This is a genomic window from Kribbella flavida DSM 17836 (assembly GCF_000024345.1).
GTDB classification, from domain to species: Bacteria; Actinomycetota; Actinomycetes; order Propionibacteriales; family Kribbellaceae; genus Kribbella; species Kribbella flavida.
On record NC_013729.1, the window covers coordinates 4,891,466 to 4,908,642 of the forward strand.

A 17,177-nucleotide genomic window follows, 5' to 3' on the forward strand; every position below is an offset into this window, starting at 1 on the left:
TAGGTTAGGAGCTCCGCCTCGCTTGCGCAACTCTTGCCTCGACATGCCGATCACGGCTTATGTCATGGGTGTCATCACTTGATCCTTACCCACTCCCAGCTCCAGGCGCGATCGCAGCGAAGAAGGCGCACACGCCCGCCACGCCAAGGAGCTCGCAGAGGTTCTAGGTCGGGATGAGCTGATAGGCGCGATGGCATGCCGACCCCAGGGCACGAACAGCACTCCAGCACCGACCAGCACGCCGTACCGGAGTTTCTCGAGACTTCCGATGGAACGAGTGTGGCGTCGCCAGCCGACCACCAGACATGCCAGCAGCACAACTATGCAGATTGCGGCCAGCTGTAAGACCAGCCAGATCAACGGCCGGCCCAACACCGCGGACACCACATTTGTCGCGCCGGCGGCCACCACGGAGAACAGATACGTCGCAGTGCCCGCGATGACGATCGGGCCGGCGCCGGCAAGCCCTCGCGCCGGCCAGGCCATCACGGGCCGGCCCCGCCGAGCCAGCGCCGCGGCCGGATAGGCGGCGAAGGCGGCCAGCATCAGCGCGAGAAGCGTCATGCAACTCGACCGATTCGTACCACCGCAACGGCATGACCTCTTCGCTGGCCAGCACCTGTGCCGGTGGCTCATCGGCAGTCGACGGCGCCGCACCGCTCTTGATCCACGACGTGATCAGCGAGATGAACTGCGGCGCGAAGTCGGCTGCTTCGTTCTCGCTGAAGCCGTCGGCACTGACCCGCATCGTGTGGGAGGCGCGGCACCACGCGCAGGGTGTAGTGCTGGTTGCCGCCTCGCTCCAGAGCCTGCCGGAAGAGTCTCAGGCTTTCGCCTGGAGCAGTCGAGCGGTCTTGTTCGCCGAACACGCCCAACAGTGGCTGGCGGAGTTGCCCGAGATTGGCGAGCGGATCGTTCGCGGTCCCACCGAAGAGCCGTGCGGCGATCAGCATCCGGCTGAGATTGACCCCGATCGGATCGAGCAGTCGCGGTGAGACGCCCGCGTGAGTCAGGTAGGTCCGTTTACTCCAGAGCTGGGTGCGGTCCGGCCGCACGGCACTGGCGCCCACGGTGACGACAAAGGCGACCTGAGGTGCCTTCACCGCGGCAAGGGGGGCGATCCAGCCGCCCTGGCTGTGGCCCCACAGGGCAACTCGGCGGGATGCGACTCCAGGATGCTCGCGCAACAGCCTCACGGCCGCAACGGCGTCATCGGCGATGATCGTCGAAGGAGGTTGTCGCTCTCGAGTAGCCGGATCGCTTGTCATAGATCAGAGCGGCGATACCGGCGCGGGCGAACGACTCCGCCTCGCGCCGGTAGTCGTCACGATCGGTCGAGCCGGCGCCTGCCAGCAGGACAACGCCGGGCAGGGGCGCATCGGCCGACCGAGGTGCGACGATCGAGCCGTGCAGTGTTTGCGAGCCACTGCTGAAAGTTACCTCGGTGGTGACCAGATCGGACGGTGCCGGAGTTGCCGGCACCAGGACGGCGCCGATCAGCGCCAGGTTGCACAAGGACAGCATGCAGTGGTCTCTGTCGAGAGAAGCCCGGATCGACCCCCGCGAATACGGGAGCGCATCCGACCATGCGCCGAGCTCCGGCCGCAACCGCAGAAATTCTGCAAACGTCCGCAGGTCCTCGGTCAGCCAAACGTCGTTGAGCTCGTCGATCGCCTGCTGCGGTGCCGGATCCTGCTCGCTGCGGCGCGGGAAGCGAAGATCGCGACGGATCAGGCGCCACCACCGTTCGCGTCCATGGGCGCGCTCCGGGATGTCCTCCACGAACCGATGCTCAGCGAGGATTCGCAGGTTGTAACTCGTGCCACCACTGGTGACACCGAGTCGTTTCGCCAGCACCGTCGACGTCGCCTCGCCGAGAATGTCCAGCTCACGCAGGATCCGCTGCCGGAGTGGATTGGCCAGCGCCTTCGCGGCGCCCAGATCTGCTACCTCGTCCGCCGTCCATGCATCGGAAACCACGCGTGGACTATCGTGCAACGCGACTCCGGCTGCTCGACACAACCTCGCAGACAGCCGGCATGCCGATGGCTCGTGGAGAGGGGGCTGCTGTGTCTACCACTTGCGCGGCTGCCAAGAAGAAGGAGTACTGAACTGGATCGAGGGTGGGGTTGATGGAGACAGGAGCGGGCCACTTTGGCGCAGCCCGCTCTTCGGCTAGCTGCCGGTTGGAACTACCGACCCCGACTGTTGCGGATGACGCCGCCGTCCGAGGTCCGAAGGGACGTCACTGGGATGGTGCCGCGGTGGAGCACATGAGGGATATCAGCCCAGGGCAGCAGCGGTTCGGTGGCCATCAAGGTGCGCAGGCGCTTGAGCAGATGCACGTCCGTTCGGGCGCGAGCAGATCCGCCTCGATGGTCCAGTAGGCGGGCTGGCTGCTCACCCGGCCCGACTCGCGGAGTGCGTCGAAGATCAAGTTCGCGTGGACAGGTGAAAAGAACAACACGTCGGCCCATCGACGCCCGAGCGGATGCACTGAGTGATCCATGACGTGGGGTCGCTCCGCGTACTTCAAGCGCTCTCGGGCGTAGAGGTCTGGGTAGCGGTGTGTACTCGACGGCGAGCTGGTGGTGTGGACCGGCGAGTGCATGGACTTCGACGCATTGCAGGCCCGGATGGTCAACGCCGCCGCGACCGTGCGGCGCCGACTGGCATCAGCGCAGCCGGCCTCGCTGGTCGTGTTCGACGTGCTCGCGGTCGGCAACGTCGGCGTACGGCCGATGCGATGGACGGCCCGCCGCAACCGACTGGAAGCTCTCGCCGAGGCATGGCGGCGCTCCGCTGCAACTGTCTCCGGTGACCAGCGATGTCGCCGAGGCGCGCGAGTGGCTGGAAGGGTTCAAGGCCTCCGGGGTCGAAGGCCTTGTGGTCAAGGGCGCTACCAGCCGGTACCGGCCCGGCCGGCGGGAATGGGTGAAGGTGAATTCTGGTGCGCTGGTTTGGTGGACGGTTCGTAGTCTGCGGCCTGTTGTGCGCCGTCAGCGTTCGGTCCAAGGCGTCCGATGGGTGCGCGACAGGTGTCGGAGACGTGACTTTCTATCCTTCTGTGCCAGATGTCGTTGGCGGCAGGAAGACGCAGAACTCGTTGCCTTCTGGGTCGGCGAGAACGACCCATCGGAAGCCTTGCTCGGTCTGCTCATCGGACAGCCGCCGGGCGCCCAGCTGCTCCAGTCGCTCCACCTCTGCCAGCAGGTTCTCGACTTGGAGGTCAAGATGCATTCGGTTCTTTCCCTGCTTCGGCTCCGGAACCTGCTGCAGCGTCAGCGTCGGTGCTGGGCCGGGCGCGGTCAGGATGAGGTATGGCGGGGCGTCTAAAGCGCGCCGATAGTTCAGTGGCGTGAGAGCCTCCAGCCAAAATTCTGCTTGCGCCTCGGAATCGACACAGTCGAGCGTCACTACGATCTCCATCCGGGAAGCCTACTTAACCTGCCCCACCCCCGCTATGGCCTTTCAGTTGAGCAGTGCCTACGGTCGGCCCCGGGGCGACCTGCTCCGGCGCGACAGTGCACGACACCGAACACAACCCTCTGAAAGTGGAAGCGCCGCGACACCGTCGAGGTGATCGTCGGTGGCGTGATCGAGCCGATCGACCACCCATCAGCCGTCTGGTCATGCAAGGCTGACATGCTTGGCGCCAACGGCTGTACCGCTGGTGACAGATTCCTTGACGACACCCCGATTTGCAAGGAATCGCGGTCTCATTCAGAGTTGCTTGGGCCGATTTGGCTAGGGTCCGCCTTTCGCGATACGCCAAGCAGAAACTGCCGGCGACGCAGAGGAAAAGCCCGACACGCAGCCGGCGCAGCCCACCGAGATCCGTGATCGCCAGAACAATCGAGACAAGTGCCAATACAAGACTAATGATGCTGATGATCAACAATCCGCGCCGACGGCGTCCACCTGGTTCCCTGAGATCTCATTCGGCAACTCTACTGACGCTGCAGACATGTTCAGGCTGCTGATCTTCACCAAACCTCCTGCCCCGGTCGTCTGTCTGACCCGACCTGACTGTCACCGAGACGCTCGTCGCGAGACCAACAAGCTCGACAAAGGCTCATGGCCTCGGCGTGCCGGTACCTGCGGGTCCTCGAGAGGCGTGATGCAAGCCCGCCGCGGGGAGAAGCTACGCGCACGTCTGTCCAGGCGGGTTCGGCTGTTGTGGCTGGTCGATGTCGGCTGGTCGGCCGTTGGCCGGTGGCCACCCCGCAGGCGGTCTCGGTCCTGCGGGAACGGCGCCCGTCGTCGGGCCGTTCGCTCTCGCGGTCGGAGATGAGGGGCCGTACTCCTGGTGCCGGAACAGCCACGGCCGAACGCCCTCGATATCCTCGGTCTTCGCGGCGTTCGGTTCGGCGGTCCAGACCTACGGCCGCCAGCGGGAACTCCCAGCCGGCCGCCCCCGACCTCCGCGGACGCGACGTACTTCTCGATGTCGAACATCGCCTGGACCGCCGGGTCCATCGTCCACCACGCCTGCGGGCCCGCGGAAGTCGGAGATATCCGACGCGATGGAGATGCCCGCGCCGGTCAGACGGCGAACGTTCGGTCACGCCTCCGTACGTGCGCGCCATTCGTCCTCGAGGATCGCCATCACGATCGAGTCGATCCACTCGCCTTTCCAGCACAGCGCGTCGCGAAGCCGGCCCTCGACGACGAACCCGGCCTTTTCGTACGCCCGCTGAGCCCGCGGGTTGAACGCAAACACGTCGAGGCTGATCCGGTGCAGCCCGAGTTCCTCGAAGCCGTACCCGACGATCAGCTTCGTCGCCTCGGTCCCCAGCCCCCGGTTGCGGCCGGCGGGACCGATCAGGATCCGGAAGTTGCAGGACCGGTTGTCCGGGTCGTACTCGTTCAGCACCGCCTCACCGACAGCGTCGCCGGTGGACCGGTCCACGATTGCGAGGTCGAGCCGGTCGGTCTGCTCCTTGCGCGTCCGCAGCCACTCGCGGGCCCGCTCGTCGGAAATCTCCTCGTGGCTACCGGTCAGCCGGGTCACCTCGGGATCGTCCATCGCGGCCTTCATCATCGGGAAGTCGCCCTCGTCGAGGCAGCGCAGGACCACCAGTTTGCCGGTGAGCGTCGGCTTATACGAGAAATCGGTCACGAGGAGCAGTTTGCGCACCACGGCACGGGTCAGGCCACTGGTTTAGGACAGCTCCGGACGGCGTACGTGCCGTCGGCGGCGGGGAGGAGTCGTGGGCACGGTGCGAGCGCAGATCCGTTAGCAGGCCAGCCCGGACGACGGCGACCAACCGCAGCACCGCCAGGTTGGCAGTCCGACCGTCCAGGCAGGCCACGTGGACGGCCGCCCGACTTCCGGGATCTCCTCAACTTGGTGATCCATGTCCGGTTGCACTTGAAGCCGGACAACGGGCGGTTCACTGTTCGATTCGCCAGATGTCTCGTAACGCTGGAGTGGCGGCAAGGGGCGAGCCGGCTGTCCAGCCCCTTCGGCGATCGCCGGCCGGCATCGCACGCGGCGCGCTGAGGTCCGCCGTACGGTCGACACGGGGGCACGACCTCTGCCTGGCCGGCTCGGTCATTCGTCTAGCAGTCCGGGCAGGGCGAGCGACCGCGCGCAGTTGCTCGCGGCTGCGGCGGACGGGGATGCCGTCGGGGAGGGCGTGAACGAGCGAACGTCGCGGCGTTCGTGCCCTGAGGCGGGTCGAGGCTGTTCTCAAGCGGCGGCCCCGCACCGCGGCCACGATCAGATCGGCCGGCGTCTCGGCGTCGTCGACGAGGTCCTTCGGTTTGCGCATGCCGCGAGGCCTTCGTGGCCTGTCGTAGGTGGGTGGCGGAGAGATGTGGAACGGCGGGCGGGCGCCGATGCAGGGTCAAGGCGCCCGCCCACCGGCAGGCCGGAGCCGCCAGGCTCGGGGAGGAAGAGCGCTCAGTCCATCCGTGGGGATGGCGATGGGGTTGAGTACTTCCGGGGGTCCTGGCGAGGAGGCAGGGCCGGGGCGCTCGGCGTATCGGTACGCCGAGCCGAGGGAGTGAGGGACACAGATTCCGCGTCCGGTTCCCCCGCTTCAGGGGGAGCAGCCGCTGAGCACGGGTCGCCCGAGTCCATTGCTCGGTGTGCGCCCTCTTCGACTCGCCGCCGATCACTGCCCTGTCAGACATGTACCAGGTCGCTGGGTGGCCGAGCCATGCGTTCGGCGACCACGGTGCCGCTCGGCACTAACTGACCGCTGGCCTGGTCCTGGCGCGGGAATCAACGATCTCGCTCTCATCGCCGGCGGGTTCTACCGACTGGGCCGGGAATCGATCCACGAAAGCCGGGCGCATGAAGCCCTTCGGCTGTGGCAGTTCGGTCAGATCGTCGCTCAGGACAGCGGGAACCTTTCTGCGGTTGCCGTGCTCCATACCCACGAGGCTTGGGCGTACGCGATCGGCCACTGCCCCTCGGCGCTCTCCGAACTCCCCCAGCCAGTCGAGTAGACCAGCGATTCCTTGGTCTGTGCTCGGAAAGCTTCCAGCCGGGCCAGCGTGTCAGCTGAATCGGCGACGCGACGGTGAATCCGCAAGGGGAACTGCCCCCATGGGTTGAGGGCCCTGACCGCATCGGCGTACCCCGCGCGGATGGTCTGGCTCTGAGCGCCGCCGCGGTCGAACAGCTTCCCGGCCAGAGTGCCGAGCATCGAGGACCCGAAGGCGATCGAAACCACTGGACGCCACTCCAGCCGGATCCGGCACGACGCCCCCTCCACAGCCGTTGAACGCTTCGCTCCCGCCATGCTGGCCATGTCGGCGTCGCCCCGTACGGCGTACCGCATGTTCGCTGCTGTGGTCTCTCGTCGGTCCGGGCGCCCTCCGGGTGCGCGCGCCATCCGGGCCCCGGCGGAACTGTGCCCTCGGCCCGCACCGGGATCTCGTCCGAGCGGCGCTAACGATTGGATACACACCGAATACATAGCGGTAATGGCCCGGGTCGGATTGACTGAGCACTCGCTGCGCTGGCGATCGGATTGTCGGGCAGTTGCCACCTGTCTGCTCGTCGAGTTCGGCACCGAAATCGTAGGTTCCAGCAGGCACGATGACCCCCTTTGGAGAGCACATGAGTTCACGCAGGATTCTCGCCGTGGTCACTGGGTTCGGCGCACTGCTCGGCACTGCGGCACTCGCCGTACTGCCGGTCCAGGCAGCACCGGTGGTAGGCGTCGGCGCCGTCTCACAGGCCGGTCCCGGGTGGCACAAGATCGGCGTTTACGATCACTTCACATGCTTCCAGAAGGCCAACTGGTATCAGGACAACGGTGCCCGGGACACTCGCTGTGACGACATCGGCGGCGGCAGGAGCGAACTGTGGGTGCTCACCGACGAGTGACGTCGCTCCGCGAGAGTGACGCGGTGAGGTTTCTCCGGTCACGGGTCGTCAGCCGAAAGGGCGCGGCATCAGCGGCGCCGAGCGGCAGGTCGGTCAGGCGCCCACCGGGTGCGCGCCTGACCGACAGGTCCTGTCCAGTGCCGACGGCCGAGCGCAGCGAGTCTGGGCAAGGACCGGGTGGTGTGCGGAGGCTTGCCTGCCTGACCGATGAAGGCACCATCTCTCAGAGACCTCCTCCGACCGCGCAAACGACAGCGAACTGCTCCAGGTTCGGTGACGGCCGGAGATAGTCGATGATGATCGCGAAGCGCCGCCCGCAAACAGAACTGGCTGCTGATCAATACGCCGTGGAAGGGCTGGGCGTTTTACCCAGGAAGCCCTGGAGCCACCTGTTCCTGCGCGACCGCGACACCGGCCGACCCTGCTGGGCCCGCCCGTCGACGGCATGGCACTACCGCTACTTCGCGACTCAGAACCCCTCCGCCTGACCGCCCCGGGAACCCACCGCACCCGCACGCTGCGGATCGTTGAACGCGATCCAGCCCCGGATCGACGTCGACAACGCCGTGCTCGACGCCCGGTTCGGGATCCGTTCGTCCATCCTGCCGGGCCGACCACCACTGACCAGCCGCATCCCGAGGGTCAGCTGACGGCCAGCGGTTCCAACCGCTCGGGACCCTTGTTGCGGACCGAGTTGACCGCGGTGGACACCGCGTACATCTCCAGCGCGCCGTCCAGCGACGGCGCCATCAACGCCTGCAGTTCGTCGACGTCGTGGTTACACGGGTCGAGCCACGCCTCCCAGTGGGCCGGGGCGATCGCCCTCGGCATCCGGTCGTGGATCCGGCCGACGCTGCCAGTCGCGGTCGTGGTGATGATCGTGTAGGTGTGGATCAGATGCTCGGGGTCTTCCTCGGGCTTGGCCTTGTCCTTCCACACCTCGTACAGACCGGCCAGTGCAAGGGTCGAGCCGTCGGCCGGGCGGAGCGCGAACGGCTGCTTCAGCGGCTTGCCGCCCTTGCCGACCTGCTCGGTCTCCAGCCACTCGTAGAACGGCGTCGTCGACCGGGATCAGCGCGCGCGGCGACGTGAACGGCGTACGGAACGACCGCTTCTCGTGCACCGTCTCGGCCCGAGCATTCACCATCTTCGACCCGATCTTCAGGTCAGGCGCCCAGAACGGAACCAGTCCCCACCGGCATCTACGGCGGGTGAGGTGCTCCGACAGACAGACGCTCCGCCCGGCAAGGGGTCAGCTGACTGTCCGTCGGGCGTGGCAGCCTGGTGGCATGTGTGGACGGTGCGCATCGACAGCCGGCCGGACGAACTTGCTGGAGCAGTTCGTCGTCGATGACAAGAACGCCGACGGGTGCCGACACCGGTCAGCAGTACGGCCCGCTCGTTCGCTCAGCTCCGGATCAAAGGCCTGCATCCGTACGGGTACCTTCCGGTGGCGCAGGCCGACGGCGCACCGAAGCTGGTCGACTTCACCGAGATGAACCCGTCCTTGTTCGGCGCCGACGGGCGAGCTGATTTCTTCGGCCCGGGATCTGGAGAAGTTCATGTCGCGCTCCTCGGCGGGCAGCTGCTGTCGCCGGCCACGCCCCAGGCGATGAAGACCCCGGGCGAGCTCGACGGCCGCAAGTACGGACTCGGTGTCTGCGGCTGCCCGCAACCGCACGACGACACGGCGCCGAAAGTCTGGTGGGCGCTGAAGATTGACCGGGGTCGTGCCTGATTTCAATCCGTTCGGCGGTGGAGTAGCCGACCGGTTCGCAGCTTGCTGTTGAGCTGCATTACTCCGCTGGTGTGGAGGAGACGATCCGGGCGGCCGTCTAGGTCGCGCTGCAGGCGTTGAACTGCCCACACACAAAGGGGCCGTACTGACGGGCTCGGCGTCGTACCGAAAGTGCACGTCTTCGGTGCTCAGCCCGTCATCATTACACGACAGGAGATCGCGGTTCAGTCCTCTTCGTCATAGTCGAAGTCATTGCTGGCCGCCGGGTCGCCATGATGTGGTTTCGGCTGTTGCGCCGAGTCGACTCGGCGCAACAACTGACCACCGAACTCCTAGGAGCACGAGATGTCGATGGACGAACTGACCGACCTGCTCGAAGACCGCTTCGAGACGCTGGAGCGCCACACCAATCGGTGCATGCTCACGGTCGGCTGACGTGCCGGTCGTCGAGGACCGGGACAGGCCTCGCGAAGGCGGTCCGGTCCCGGATGATCCTGCCGCTCGTGTGGTGGACCAGGCCCTGCGCGTGGTCCGGCCGCGACTGCCGGACCGGCCCGACGACGAGCTGACGATCCAGGTCGAGGAGTGCCTGCGCTTCCTCGTCATCGCGTCCGAGGCCGGCCAGAAGTTCTTCCCGCTCAGCAAAGAGGTCGACGAGGTCTGGCACGAACTGATCACCGAGACCCGGGACTACCAGGAGCTGTGTGCCGCACTGCCGACCGGGCGGTTCCTGCACCACTCAGGGATCACGCTGTCGGAGTACGCCGTACTCCATGACCGGCGGGCGGTGGTGAGCGAAATGCTCGCCTGGATCCCGACGTACGTGAGCCGGTTCGGCGAGTTCACGCCGAACCGAGCCCGGCACTGGGTCATCTGTACGTTCCTCCAGGAGGAACTGGGAATGACCCTGGCCGAGATCAACCAACTCGGCCGCAGCGCGAAGCTGTAGCGCTACCGATGATCGCAGCGGCGGCACGTGCTGCCGCTCCGATCACCGCCTCCACGCTGAAGGCGAGCATGAAGGCAACGCACATCTGGCCGGCCGAACCGACGCCACGGCGCCGAACCAGCTGTGGCTGGCCGACATCACCGAACACAAGACGAGCGAAGGCAAGCTCTCGCTCTGCGCGATCAAGGACGCCTCCTCGAACCGAATCGTGGGCTACTCTCCATCGACTCTCGGATGAAGTCTCCCCTCGCCGCGCTCACCAATGCCGTCGCCCGCCGCGACGAGGTCGCCGGCTACGTTCTGCACACCGACCGCGGGTCACAGTTCCGGTCCAGGAAGTTCGTGCGTGCACTCGGACGCCAGGGGCTGGTCGGGCTCGATGGGACGGGTGGCCGTAGGTGACACGCCGCCATGAAAAGTTTCTTCGCCCTGTTGAATACGAAACAAGCATGACCACACCGGCCAGTCAGGCCGCGTGACCGAAACTGTCACCTATCCGTGCAGCGGACCCAAACTCTCGGAGTACCTTGGACATCACGACCCCGGGTTCACGCTGCAGATGTACACCCACATGCTGACCTCGTCGCACGAACGCGCTCGCCAGGCTGTGGACCGCCGGCTCGCGCGACTCGATTTGCGGCTCACGGAGCAGCGACGGAGCAGGCTTGAAATCGGACCTGGGTACAACCTCCAGGCAACGGTCCAAGTCTGCTCTGAAGAATGTCCCTAGCGGCCGGGATCCCCCCACCACAACGCTATTTCAGCTCCGCGGAGGTCTTCCCGAGCAGCCTGCGGGCAACGATCAACTGCTGGATCTGCTGAGTCCCCTCGAAGATGTCCAGGATCTTCGAGTCTCGCGCCCACTTCTCCAGGAGCTCGTGCTCGGAGTAGCCGAGGCTGCCGGCGAGTTCCACGCAGCGCAGGGTGATGTCGTTGGCGGCCCGGCCGGCTTTGGCTTTGGCCATCGAGGCCTGCAGGGAGTTCGGGCGGCCGTTGTCGGCCATCCAGGCGGCCTGGAGGGTGAGCAGGTAGGCGGCTTCCCAGTCGGCTTCCATCTGCAGGTACGCCGCGGCGGCAGCCGGCTGGAGGTGTACGGCGCGGTCGTAGTCCGGCTCGACACCTGCCTCGGCCAGGAGTTCGCGGGTGAGCTCCAACGACGCCCGGGCGCAGCCGACCGCCATCGACGCGACCAGCGGCCTGGTGTTGTCAAAGGTCTGCATGACCCCGGCGAAACCTTTGTCGGCGTCGATGTCCGGCGAGCCGAGCAGGTTCTCCACGGGCACGCGGCAGTTCTCGAAGCGCAGCGTGGCGGTGTCGGACGAGCGGATGCCGAGCTTGTGGTCCAGGCGCTCCACGGTCAGACCGGGCGTGTCCTTCGGCACCACGAACGACTTGATCGCCGCCCGGCCCAGCGACCTGTCCAGCGTCGCCCAGACCACGACGGCGTCGCAGCGGCCGCCGGCGGTGACGAAGATCTTCTCGCCGTCGATCACGTAGTGGTCGCCGTCGCGCCGCGCGGTGGTCCGGATGCTCGCCGAGTCGGACCCGCAGTCGGGCTCGGTGATCGCCATCGCGGCCCAGACCCCCTCGAACCGGCGCAACTGCTCGTCCGAGGCGACCGACGCAATCGCCGAGTTGCCCAGGCCCTGGCGCGGCATCGACAGCAGCAGGCCGACGTCGCCCCAGCACATCTCCATGATCGAGAGCACCGAGGACAGGTTGGACCCGTTCTTCACCGCCCCCTCGTCACCGCCGGCCTCGGTACGCCGTACGCCGCTCGCGCCGGCGCCGGATCCGTTGCCACTGGCACCGAGCCCGTCGACCACCGCGGCGAGCATGTCGAGCTCCTTCGGGTACTCGTGCTCGGCGAGGTCGTAGCGTCGCGAGTTCGGCCGCAGCATCTCGGCCGCGACCTGGTGCGCCTGGTTGACGAAGGCACGGAACTTGCGGGGTGTCTCCAGGTTGATCATCAGACCAGCACCGCACCTTCCATCACGCCGACGGCCCGCAGGTCGCGGTACCACCGCTCGACCGGGTGTTCCTTGACGAAGCCGTGCCCGCCGAGCAGCTGTACGCCGTCGGTGCCGATCTGCATGCCCTTGTCGGTGCACAGCCGCCGGGCCAGCGCGACCTCGCGGGCGAACGGAAGTCCTTGCTCGGCGCGCGATCCGGCCCGGTAGGTGACCAGCCGCATGCCCTCCAGCTCGATCGCGATGTTCGCCACCATGAACGCGACCGACTGACGGTGGCTGATCGGTTCCCCGAAGGCCGTGCGCTCGTTCACGTACGGCGTGACGTAGTCGAGCACCGCCTTTGCCGTACCGAGGCTCAGCGCGCACCAGCCGAGGCGGGCCAGCCGGACGCAGTCGGCGTAGTCCGCGAGCGATCCCAGCTGAACGGCCGGGACGTCCTCGAGGATCACCCGGCTGAGTGACGCGGCCCGCAGCCCCATCGACGGCTCGGCCTCGATCGTGACGCCCGGGTGGCCGGACTCGATCAGGAACAGCGCCGGGCCCTGGTCCTCCAGCTGCGCCGCGATGACGAGCAGCTCGGCCTCGGCGCCACGCGGTACCAGCGACTTCACCCCGTTGAGCAGGTGGCCGGTTCGTTGCCGCGTCGCGCGGGTTTTCAGCGTGAACGGGTCGAACACCGGCCGCGGCTCGACGATCGCGAGCGCGGCGGCCGGCACGTTCTGCCCGGTGAAGGCCGGCAGGTACGTCGCCTGCTGGGTCTCGTCGCCCCACAGCGAGATCGCGGTGCTCACCGCGGCCGGCGCGAGACACGCAACGGCCTGGCCCATGTCCCCGTGCGCCATCGCCTCGGCGACCAGTACGCCGGTCATCGCCGACCGCTCGGTCACGATGCCGCCGAGCTCCTCCGGAACCTCGATCAGGCTGAGGCCGAGCTCGGCGGACTGCTCGAGCACCTTGGCCTGCGTCCGGCCGGCCGTGTCGGCGGCCGAGGCGGCAGGGCGCAGTACTTCGGCGGCGAACTCGCGCACCACGTCGACGACGGTCTGCTGGTCCTCGGTCGGGGTGAAGTCGAACCGCCCACTCCCCCGCACGGCCGGCAGCCGCGACGGCGTGGCCAGCTTCGTCGCCGCGGTGAAGCTCCGGGTCAGCGCGCCGGCGGTCCGGAACCCGGTCCGGGTCGCCTCGAACACCACCCGCTCGGTCTGCTTGCGCAGGCCCAGCCGGTCGATCACCTCCGACCGCGCCAGCCGGTTCAGCAGCGCGACACCGACCCCGATCGCGTCCCGTCCCCGGTTTCGCACCGCTTGCCCAGTCGCCATGCCGTCACTGTAAACCGAAGTTACAACTCACGTCACGTGACGACGGTCACCCAAGCCCGATTCGGACTCCGCGCGGTGTCAGCCGTCGACGGTCTCTCCGGAGATCGCGGCGGCTTTCGCCGTCAGGTAGCGCTGCTCCGGCAGACTCGTCGTACGCCGGGCGGCGGCGAGGAAGTGCTCATGGGCGGCCGACAGGTCACCGGCGCGTTCCAGCAGGTGGGCCCGGACGGCGTCCAGGCGATGGTTGTCGGCGAGGTACTTGTTGTCGTCCAGCGTGGCGAGCAGCTCGAGCCCGGCCTGCGGACCCTCGACCTGAGCCAGTGCGATCGCCCGGTTGAGCGTCACCATCGGGTTCGGCGAGATCCTCTCCAGCAACCGGTAGAGCGCGAGGATCTGCGGCCAGTCGGTCTGCTCGGCGCTCGGCGCTTCCGCGTGCACGGCGGCGATGGCGGCCTGCAGCTGGTACGGACCGACCTCGCCGCGGGCCAGCACCGGCAGGATCAGCGCCGCGCCCTGCTCGATCTGGTCGCGGTTCCACAGGCTGCGGTCCTGCTCGTCGATCGGGACCAGACCACCGTCGGCCGTGGTCCGCGCCGTACGCCGGGCGTCGGTCAGCAGCATCAGCGCCAGCAGCCCGACGACCTCACCCTCGTCCGGCAGCAGCTCGTGCAGCATCCGGGTCAGCCGGATCGCCTCGGCGGTCAGCTCGACCCGCTGCAGGTCCGGCCCCGAGCTGGCCGTGTAGCCCTCGTTGAAGATCAGGTACAGCACCTGCAGCACGACCCGTAGCCGGTCGGCCCGTTCTTCCTCGGGCGGCAGCACGAACCGGCTGCCGGCCGCCTTGATGCTCTTCTTCGCCCGGCTGATCCGCGGCGCCATCGTCGCCTCCGGCACCATGAACGCCCGGGCGATCTCGGCGGTGCTCAAGCCGCCCACCGCGCGCAGCGTGAGCGCGACCTGCGACGCCGGCGTGACCGCTGGGTGGCAGCACAGGAAGAGCAGGGTCAGCGTGTCGTCCTGGTCCGGCGGCTGGTCCTGATCCGCGCCCGGCGCCACCAGCTCGTCGGGTCCGGCCATCGCCGCGACCGAGTCCTCCCGCTTGCGCCGCGAGCTCTCGCTCCGGAACTGGTCGGTCAACCGCCGGGTCGCGACGGTGATCAGCCAGCCGCGCGGATTGCCCGGTACGCCGTCGGCCGGCCACTGCGTCGCCGCGGCCAGCAGGGCCTCCTGCACGGCGTCCTCGCACAGGTCGAACTGCCCGTGCCGCCGCGCCAGGAACCCGAGCACCTGCGGCGCCAGCTCCCGCAGCAACTGCTCGACAGAGCCGGTCACGGGCCGTCCGCCGGAGCGAGGATGCCGGACTCGATCGTCTGCAGGACCGTGGCCTGCGCCTGGAGCCGCGACAGGGCCTTGTCCTCGACCGCGTCCCAGCCGATGAACACCATCCAGAGCAGCATCCGCATGATCCAGTCGACGGTCATGTTCGTCGCGATCACGCCCTCGCGCTGGCCGCGCACGATCAGCGCCTCGACCGGCTTGCACACCTCGTCGAGCTTCTCGAAGAACCTCGCCACCTCGGAGTTCGGGTCGGGCTGGTTGAAGCTGGGCTCACTGAACAGGAAGTAGATCCGCTGTCCCAGCTCGAGGTAACCACCGATCAGCCGCTGCAGGGCCGCACGGGCTGGACCGCGCTCGGTCTCGGCCTCCGCGATCACCCGCTCGAAGACGACCAGCAGATCGTCGGCCAGCGCCTGGACCAGCTCGGCGCGGTCCGCGAAGTAGCGGTGCAGCGTGCTGCGGGACACGTTCGCCTCGGCGGCGACGTCGGCCAGCGAGGCGGCCCGGCGCTGAGCGAACACCCGCACCGCGGCGTCCAGGATCGCCCGTCGGGTCCGGCTCCGGCTGCCCGATTCGACCATGTCAGTCATAGGTTCCGAGCCTATACGGGTGGGACCGCTGTGTATATTGATGGGACATCACTGTCCGATTCTGCTACGGTGATGATTCGCCGCCGTCCTGGGAGGGGTCCCGTGAGCAAGACCGAGCGCTGGCAGAACCTGAAACTGCTGTGGTCCTTCGTGCGACCACATCGGCGAACGTTGTGGGTCGGCATCGCGCTCGGCCTGGTCGCCACCGGCGCCTCGCTGGCCACGCCACTGGTGACCAAGTCCGTGCTGGACGGGCTGTCCACGTCACGGCCGATCGCGCCCGCGGTGGCGCTGCTCGTCGTGCTGCTGGTCGCGGGATCGCTGATCGGTATGGCGCAGTGGATCCTGCTCGGCCGGATGGGCGAGCGGGTGGTGTTCGACGCCCGCAGCTCGATGGTCCGGCGGCTGTTCCGGCTACGGATCGGCGAGCTGGCCTCGCGCTCCCCCGGTGAGCTGGTCACCCGGGTCACGTCCGACACAGTGCTGCTGCGGGAAGCCGCGGCGTCCAGCCTGGTCTCGCTGGTCAACGGTGTGATCGGGCTGTTCGGCGCGCTGGTGCTGATGGCGATGCTCGACGGGGTGCTGCTGCTGACGACGGTCGGGGCACTGGCTGCCGTCGGCGCGGTCGTCGGGCTGCTGATGCCGAAGATGGCGAAGGCGCAGGAGCAGGCCCAGGGCGCGGTCGGCCGGCTGGGCGGCGTACTGGAAGGTTCCTTGCGCGCGATCCGTACGGTCAAGGCCAGCCGGGCCGAGGGGCGGGAGAGCCAGCGCGTGATCCGCGAGGCCGAGGAGTCGGCCCGGCAGGCCGTCCGGGCCGTCCGGTTCGAGGCGGCTGCGTTCACCGCCGCGGGGTTCGGGGTCGGGCTGGCGATCATGCTGATCCTGGGACTCGGCGCGTGGCGGGTCAGCGAGGGCCTGCTGACGGTGTCGGCCCTGGTCGCCTTTCTGCTGTACGCGTTCCAGCTGATGGAGCCGGTGAGCACGCTCGCGATGACGTTCAGCAGCCTGCAGGCCGGCATCGCGGCCGCGGCGCGCATCCGCGAGATCGACGCGCTGGATCTCGAGCCGAGCGAGTCGACCGCGCCGGCTCGGGCCCCGCGCGGCGACCTCACGACGTCGACGCTGGTCTTCGACAACGTCACCGCCCGGTACGCACCGGGCGCGGCGCCCGCGGTCCAGGACGTCAGCCTGGAGATCCCGCGAGTCGGCCACACCGCGATCGTCGGCCCGTCCGGCGCGGGCAAGACGACGATCTTCTCCCTGCTGCTCCGCTTCCTCAACCCCGACGCGGGCCGGCTCGTTCTCGACGGCACGCCGTTGCAGGACTGGTCGCTGGAAGACTTGCGCCGCCGGGTCGTCTACGTCGAGCAGGACACTCCGCTCGTGCCCGGCACCCTCCGGGAGAACCTGCTCTACACCCACGATTCCGCCGGCGAGGAGGCGATCTGGGAAGCGTTGCGCGCGGTCCGGCTCGAGGGCCGCGTCCGCGAACTGCCCGACGGCCTGGACACCTCGCTGTCGACCGCCGTCATCTCCGGGGGTGAGCGGCAACGCATCGCCTTGGCGCGGGCCCTGGTCGGCGATCCCGAGATCCTGCTGCTCGACGAAGCCACCGCCCAGCTCGACGGCCTGACCGAGGCCGCCGTGCACGAGGTGATCGACCGCCTCGCACGCTCCGGCGCCGTGCTCACCATCGCGCACCGCCTCAGCACCGTGATCGACGCCGACCAGATCATTGTGCTGGAAGCCGGCCGCGTCCGGGCCCGCGGCAACCATCAGACGCTGCTCGCCGAGGACGACCTCTACCGCGACCTGATCGCCGCGCTCCGGATCAGCTCCTCCCCCGAAGCCGTCGGCGGTCCGGCGCTGTGATCCCTCGACCTGAAGCCGTCGGCGGTCCAGCGCTGTGATCCTGGATCTGAAGC

General features: G+C 67.9%; 16 protein-coding genes and 5 pseudogenes. 9 read left to right on the forward strand and 12 right to left on the reverse strand.

Annotation, left to right across the window (positions count from 1 at the left end; translation table 11 throughout):
- Positions 1-57: 57 nt before the first annotated feature.
- The 3 genes from KFLA_RS35845 to KFLA_RS35855 all read right to left on the reverse strand — a co-directional run bounded on the left by KFLA_RS35845 (position 58) and on the right by KFLA_RS35855 (position 1,980).
- On the reverse strand, positions 58-564 hold the full coding sequence (locus tag KFLA_RS35845) for a hypothetical protein (RefSeq protein ID WP_012922118.1): 507 nt from the start codon (positions 562-564) through the stop codon (positions 58-60).
- Between the two features lie 68 nt (positions 565-632).
- Entirely contained in the window at positions 633-1,268 is a 636-nt protein-coding gene (locus KFLA_RS39705) for an alpha/beta hydrolase family protein (protein WP_083792903.1), read from the reverse strand.
- Positions 1,210-1,980 (reverse strand): winged helix-turn-helix domain-containing protein, encoded by a 771-nt coding sequence (locus KFLA_RS35855; protein ID WP_012922120.1) that lies wholly within the window; start codon positions 1,978-1,980, stop codon positions 1,210-1,212. The genes KFLA_RS39705 and KFLA_RS35855 overlap by 59 nt, the downstream gene beginning before the upstream one ends.
- Positions 1,981-2,609: 629 nt before the next feature.
- Between KFLA_RS35855 and KFLA_RS39710 the strand changes: the two are divergent.
- Positions 2,610-2,723 (forward strand): annotated as a pseudogene (locus tag KFLA_RS39710) (ATP-dependent DNA ligase); the annotation flags it as partial.
- 94 nt (positions 2,724-2,817) lie between these two features.
- A pseudogene (locus tag KFLA_RS39715) lies at positions 2,818-2,883 on the forward strand (hypothetical protein); the annotation flags it as partial.
- 174 nt (positions 2,884-3,057) lie between these two features.
- Here KFLA_RS39715 and KFLA_RS36845 read toward each other — a convergent pair.
- From KFLA_RS36845 to KFLA_RS22545, 3 genes are all read right to left on the reverse strand, one after another.
- Positions 3,058-3,429 (reverse strand): VOC family protein, encoded by a 372-nt coding sequence (locus KFLA_RS36845; protein WP_012922121.1) that lies wholly within the window; start codon positions 3,427-3,429, stop codon positions 3,058-3,060.
- A 1,135-nt stretch (positions 3,430-4,564) separates the two neighbouring features.
- The gene (locus KFLA_RS22540; protein ID WP_041290393.1) at positions 4,565-5,122 is read right to left on the reverse strand and encodes a GNAT family N-acetyltransferase; all 558 of its coding nucleotides are present in this window, start codon (positions 5,120-5,122) and stop codon (positions 4,565-4,567) included.
- 1,222 nt (positions 5,123-6,344) lie between these two features.
- Positions 6,345-6,794: a hypothetical protein gene (locus tag KFLA_RS22545; protein WP_012922124.1), complete on the reverse strand. Its 450-nt coding sequence runs from the start codon at positions 6,792-6,794 to the stop codon at positions 6,345-6,347.
- Positions 6,795-7,075: 281 nt separating this feature from the next.
- On the opposite strand from KFLA_RS22545, the gene KFLA_RS22550 reads away from it, so the two are divergent.
- The 3 genes from KFLA_RS22550 to KFLA_RS39420 all read left to right on the forward strand — a co-directional run bounded on the left by KFLA_RS22550 (position 7,076) and on the right by KFLA_RS39420 (position 7,995).
- Positions 7,076-7,345, forward strand: coding sequence for a hypothetical protein (locus tag KFLA_RS22550; RefSeq protein ID WP_237706567.1), 270 nt, complete (start codon positions 7,076-7,078; stop codon positions 7,343-7,345).
- A 293-nt stretch (positions 7,346-7,638) separates the two neighbouring features.
- Complete coding sequence (locus tag KFLA_RS37560) at positions 7,639-7,833, forward strand: hypothetical protein (RefSeq protein ID WP_012922126.1); 195 nt, start codon at positions 7,639-7,641, stop codon at positions 7,831-7,833.
- A 39-nt stretch (positions 7,834-7,872) separates the two neighbouring features.
- Positions 7,873-7,995 (forward strand): hypothetical protein, encoded by a 123-nt coding sequence (locus tag KFLA_RS39420; RefSeq protein ID WP_272941263.1) that lies wholly within the window; start codon positions 7,873-7,875, stop codon positions 7,993-7,995.
- Here the strand turns inward: KFLA_RS39420 and KFLA_RS35860 are convergent.
- Positions 7,988-8,389 (reverse strand): annotated as a pseudogene (locus KFLA_RS35860) (SOS response-associated peptidase family protein); the annotation flags it as partial. The gene KFLA_RS39420 and the pseudogene KFLA_RS35860 sit on opposite strands and share 8 nt — an antisense overlap.
- A 28-nt stretch (positions 8,390-8,417) precedes the next feature.
- Positions 8,418-8,573 (reverse strand): annotated as a pseudogene (locus tag KFLA_RS39720) (SOS response-associated peptidase family protein); the annotation flags it as partial.
- A 141-nt stretch (positions 8,574-8,714) separates the two neighbouring features.
- On the opposite strand from KFLA_RS39720, the gene KFLA_RS22560 reads away from it, so the two are divergent.
- The 3 genes and pseudogenes from KFLA_RS22560 to KFLA_RS39010 form a co-directional block, all read left to right on the forward strand.
- On the forward strand, positions 8,715-9,083 hold the full coding sequence (locus KFLA_RS22560) for a hypothetical protein (RefSeq protein WP_041289449.1): 369 nt from the start codon (positions 8,715-8,717) through the stop codon (positions 9,081-9,083).
- Positions 9,084-9,588: 505 nt separating this feature from the next.
- The gene (locus tag KFLA_RS22565) at positions 9,589-10,032 is read left to right on the forward strand and encodes a glycine-rich domain-containing protein (RefSeq protein ID WP_012922128.1); all 444 of its coding nucleotides are present in this window, start codon (positions 9,589-9,591) and stop codon (positions 10,030-10,032) included.
- 103 nt (positions 10,033-10,135) lie between these two features.
- Positions 10,136-10,467 (forward strand): annotated as a pseudogene (locus KFLA_RS39010) (transposase); the annotation flags it as partial.
- A 320-nt stretch (positions 10,468-10,787) separates the two neighbouring features.
- Here KFLA_RS39010 and KFLA_RS22575 read toward each other — a convergent pair.
- From KFLA_RS22575 to KFLA_RS22590, 4 genes are all read right to left on the reverse strand, one after another.
- Complete coding sequence (locus KFLA_RS22575; RefSeq protein ID WP_012922129.1) at positions 10,788-12,002, reverse strand: acyl-CoA dehydrogenase family protein; 1,215 nt, start codon at positions 12,000-12,002, stop codon at positions 10,788-10,790.
- A complete protein-coding gene (locus KFLA_RS22580; protein ID WP_012922130.1) occupies positions 12,002-13,324 on the reverse strand; it encodes an acyl-CoA dehydrogenase family protein in 1,323 nt (440 codons plus the stop codon). Before KFLA_RS22580 ends, KFLA_RS22575 begins: the two co-directional genes overlap by 1 nt.
- A 78-nt stretch (positions 13,325-13,402) precedes the next feature.
- A complete protein-coding gene (locus KFLA_RS22585; RefSeq protein WP_012922131.1) occupies positions 13,403-14,656 on the reverse strand; it encodes an RNA polymerase sigma factor in 1,254 nt (417 codons plus the stop codon).
- Positions 14,653-15,252, reverse strand: a complete 600-nt coding sequence (locus KFLA_RS22590; protein WP_012922132.1) for a TetR/AcrR family transcriptional regulator — start codon at positions 15,250-15,252, stop codon at positions 14,653-14,655. The genes KFLA_RS22585 and KFLA_RS22590 overlap by 4 nt, the downstream gene beginning before the upstream one ends.
- Positions 15,253-15,354: 102 nt before the next feature.
- Here KFLA_RS22590 and KFLA_RS22595 point away from each other — a divergent pair, with 102 nt between their 5' ends.
- Positions 15,355-17,124 (forward strand): ABC transporter ATP-binding protein, encoded by a 1,770-nt coding sequence (locus KFLA_RS22595; protein ID WP_012922133.1) that lies wholly within the window; start codon positions 15,355-15,357, stop codon positions 17,122-17,124.
- Positions 17,125-17,177: the final 53 nt, after the last annotated feature.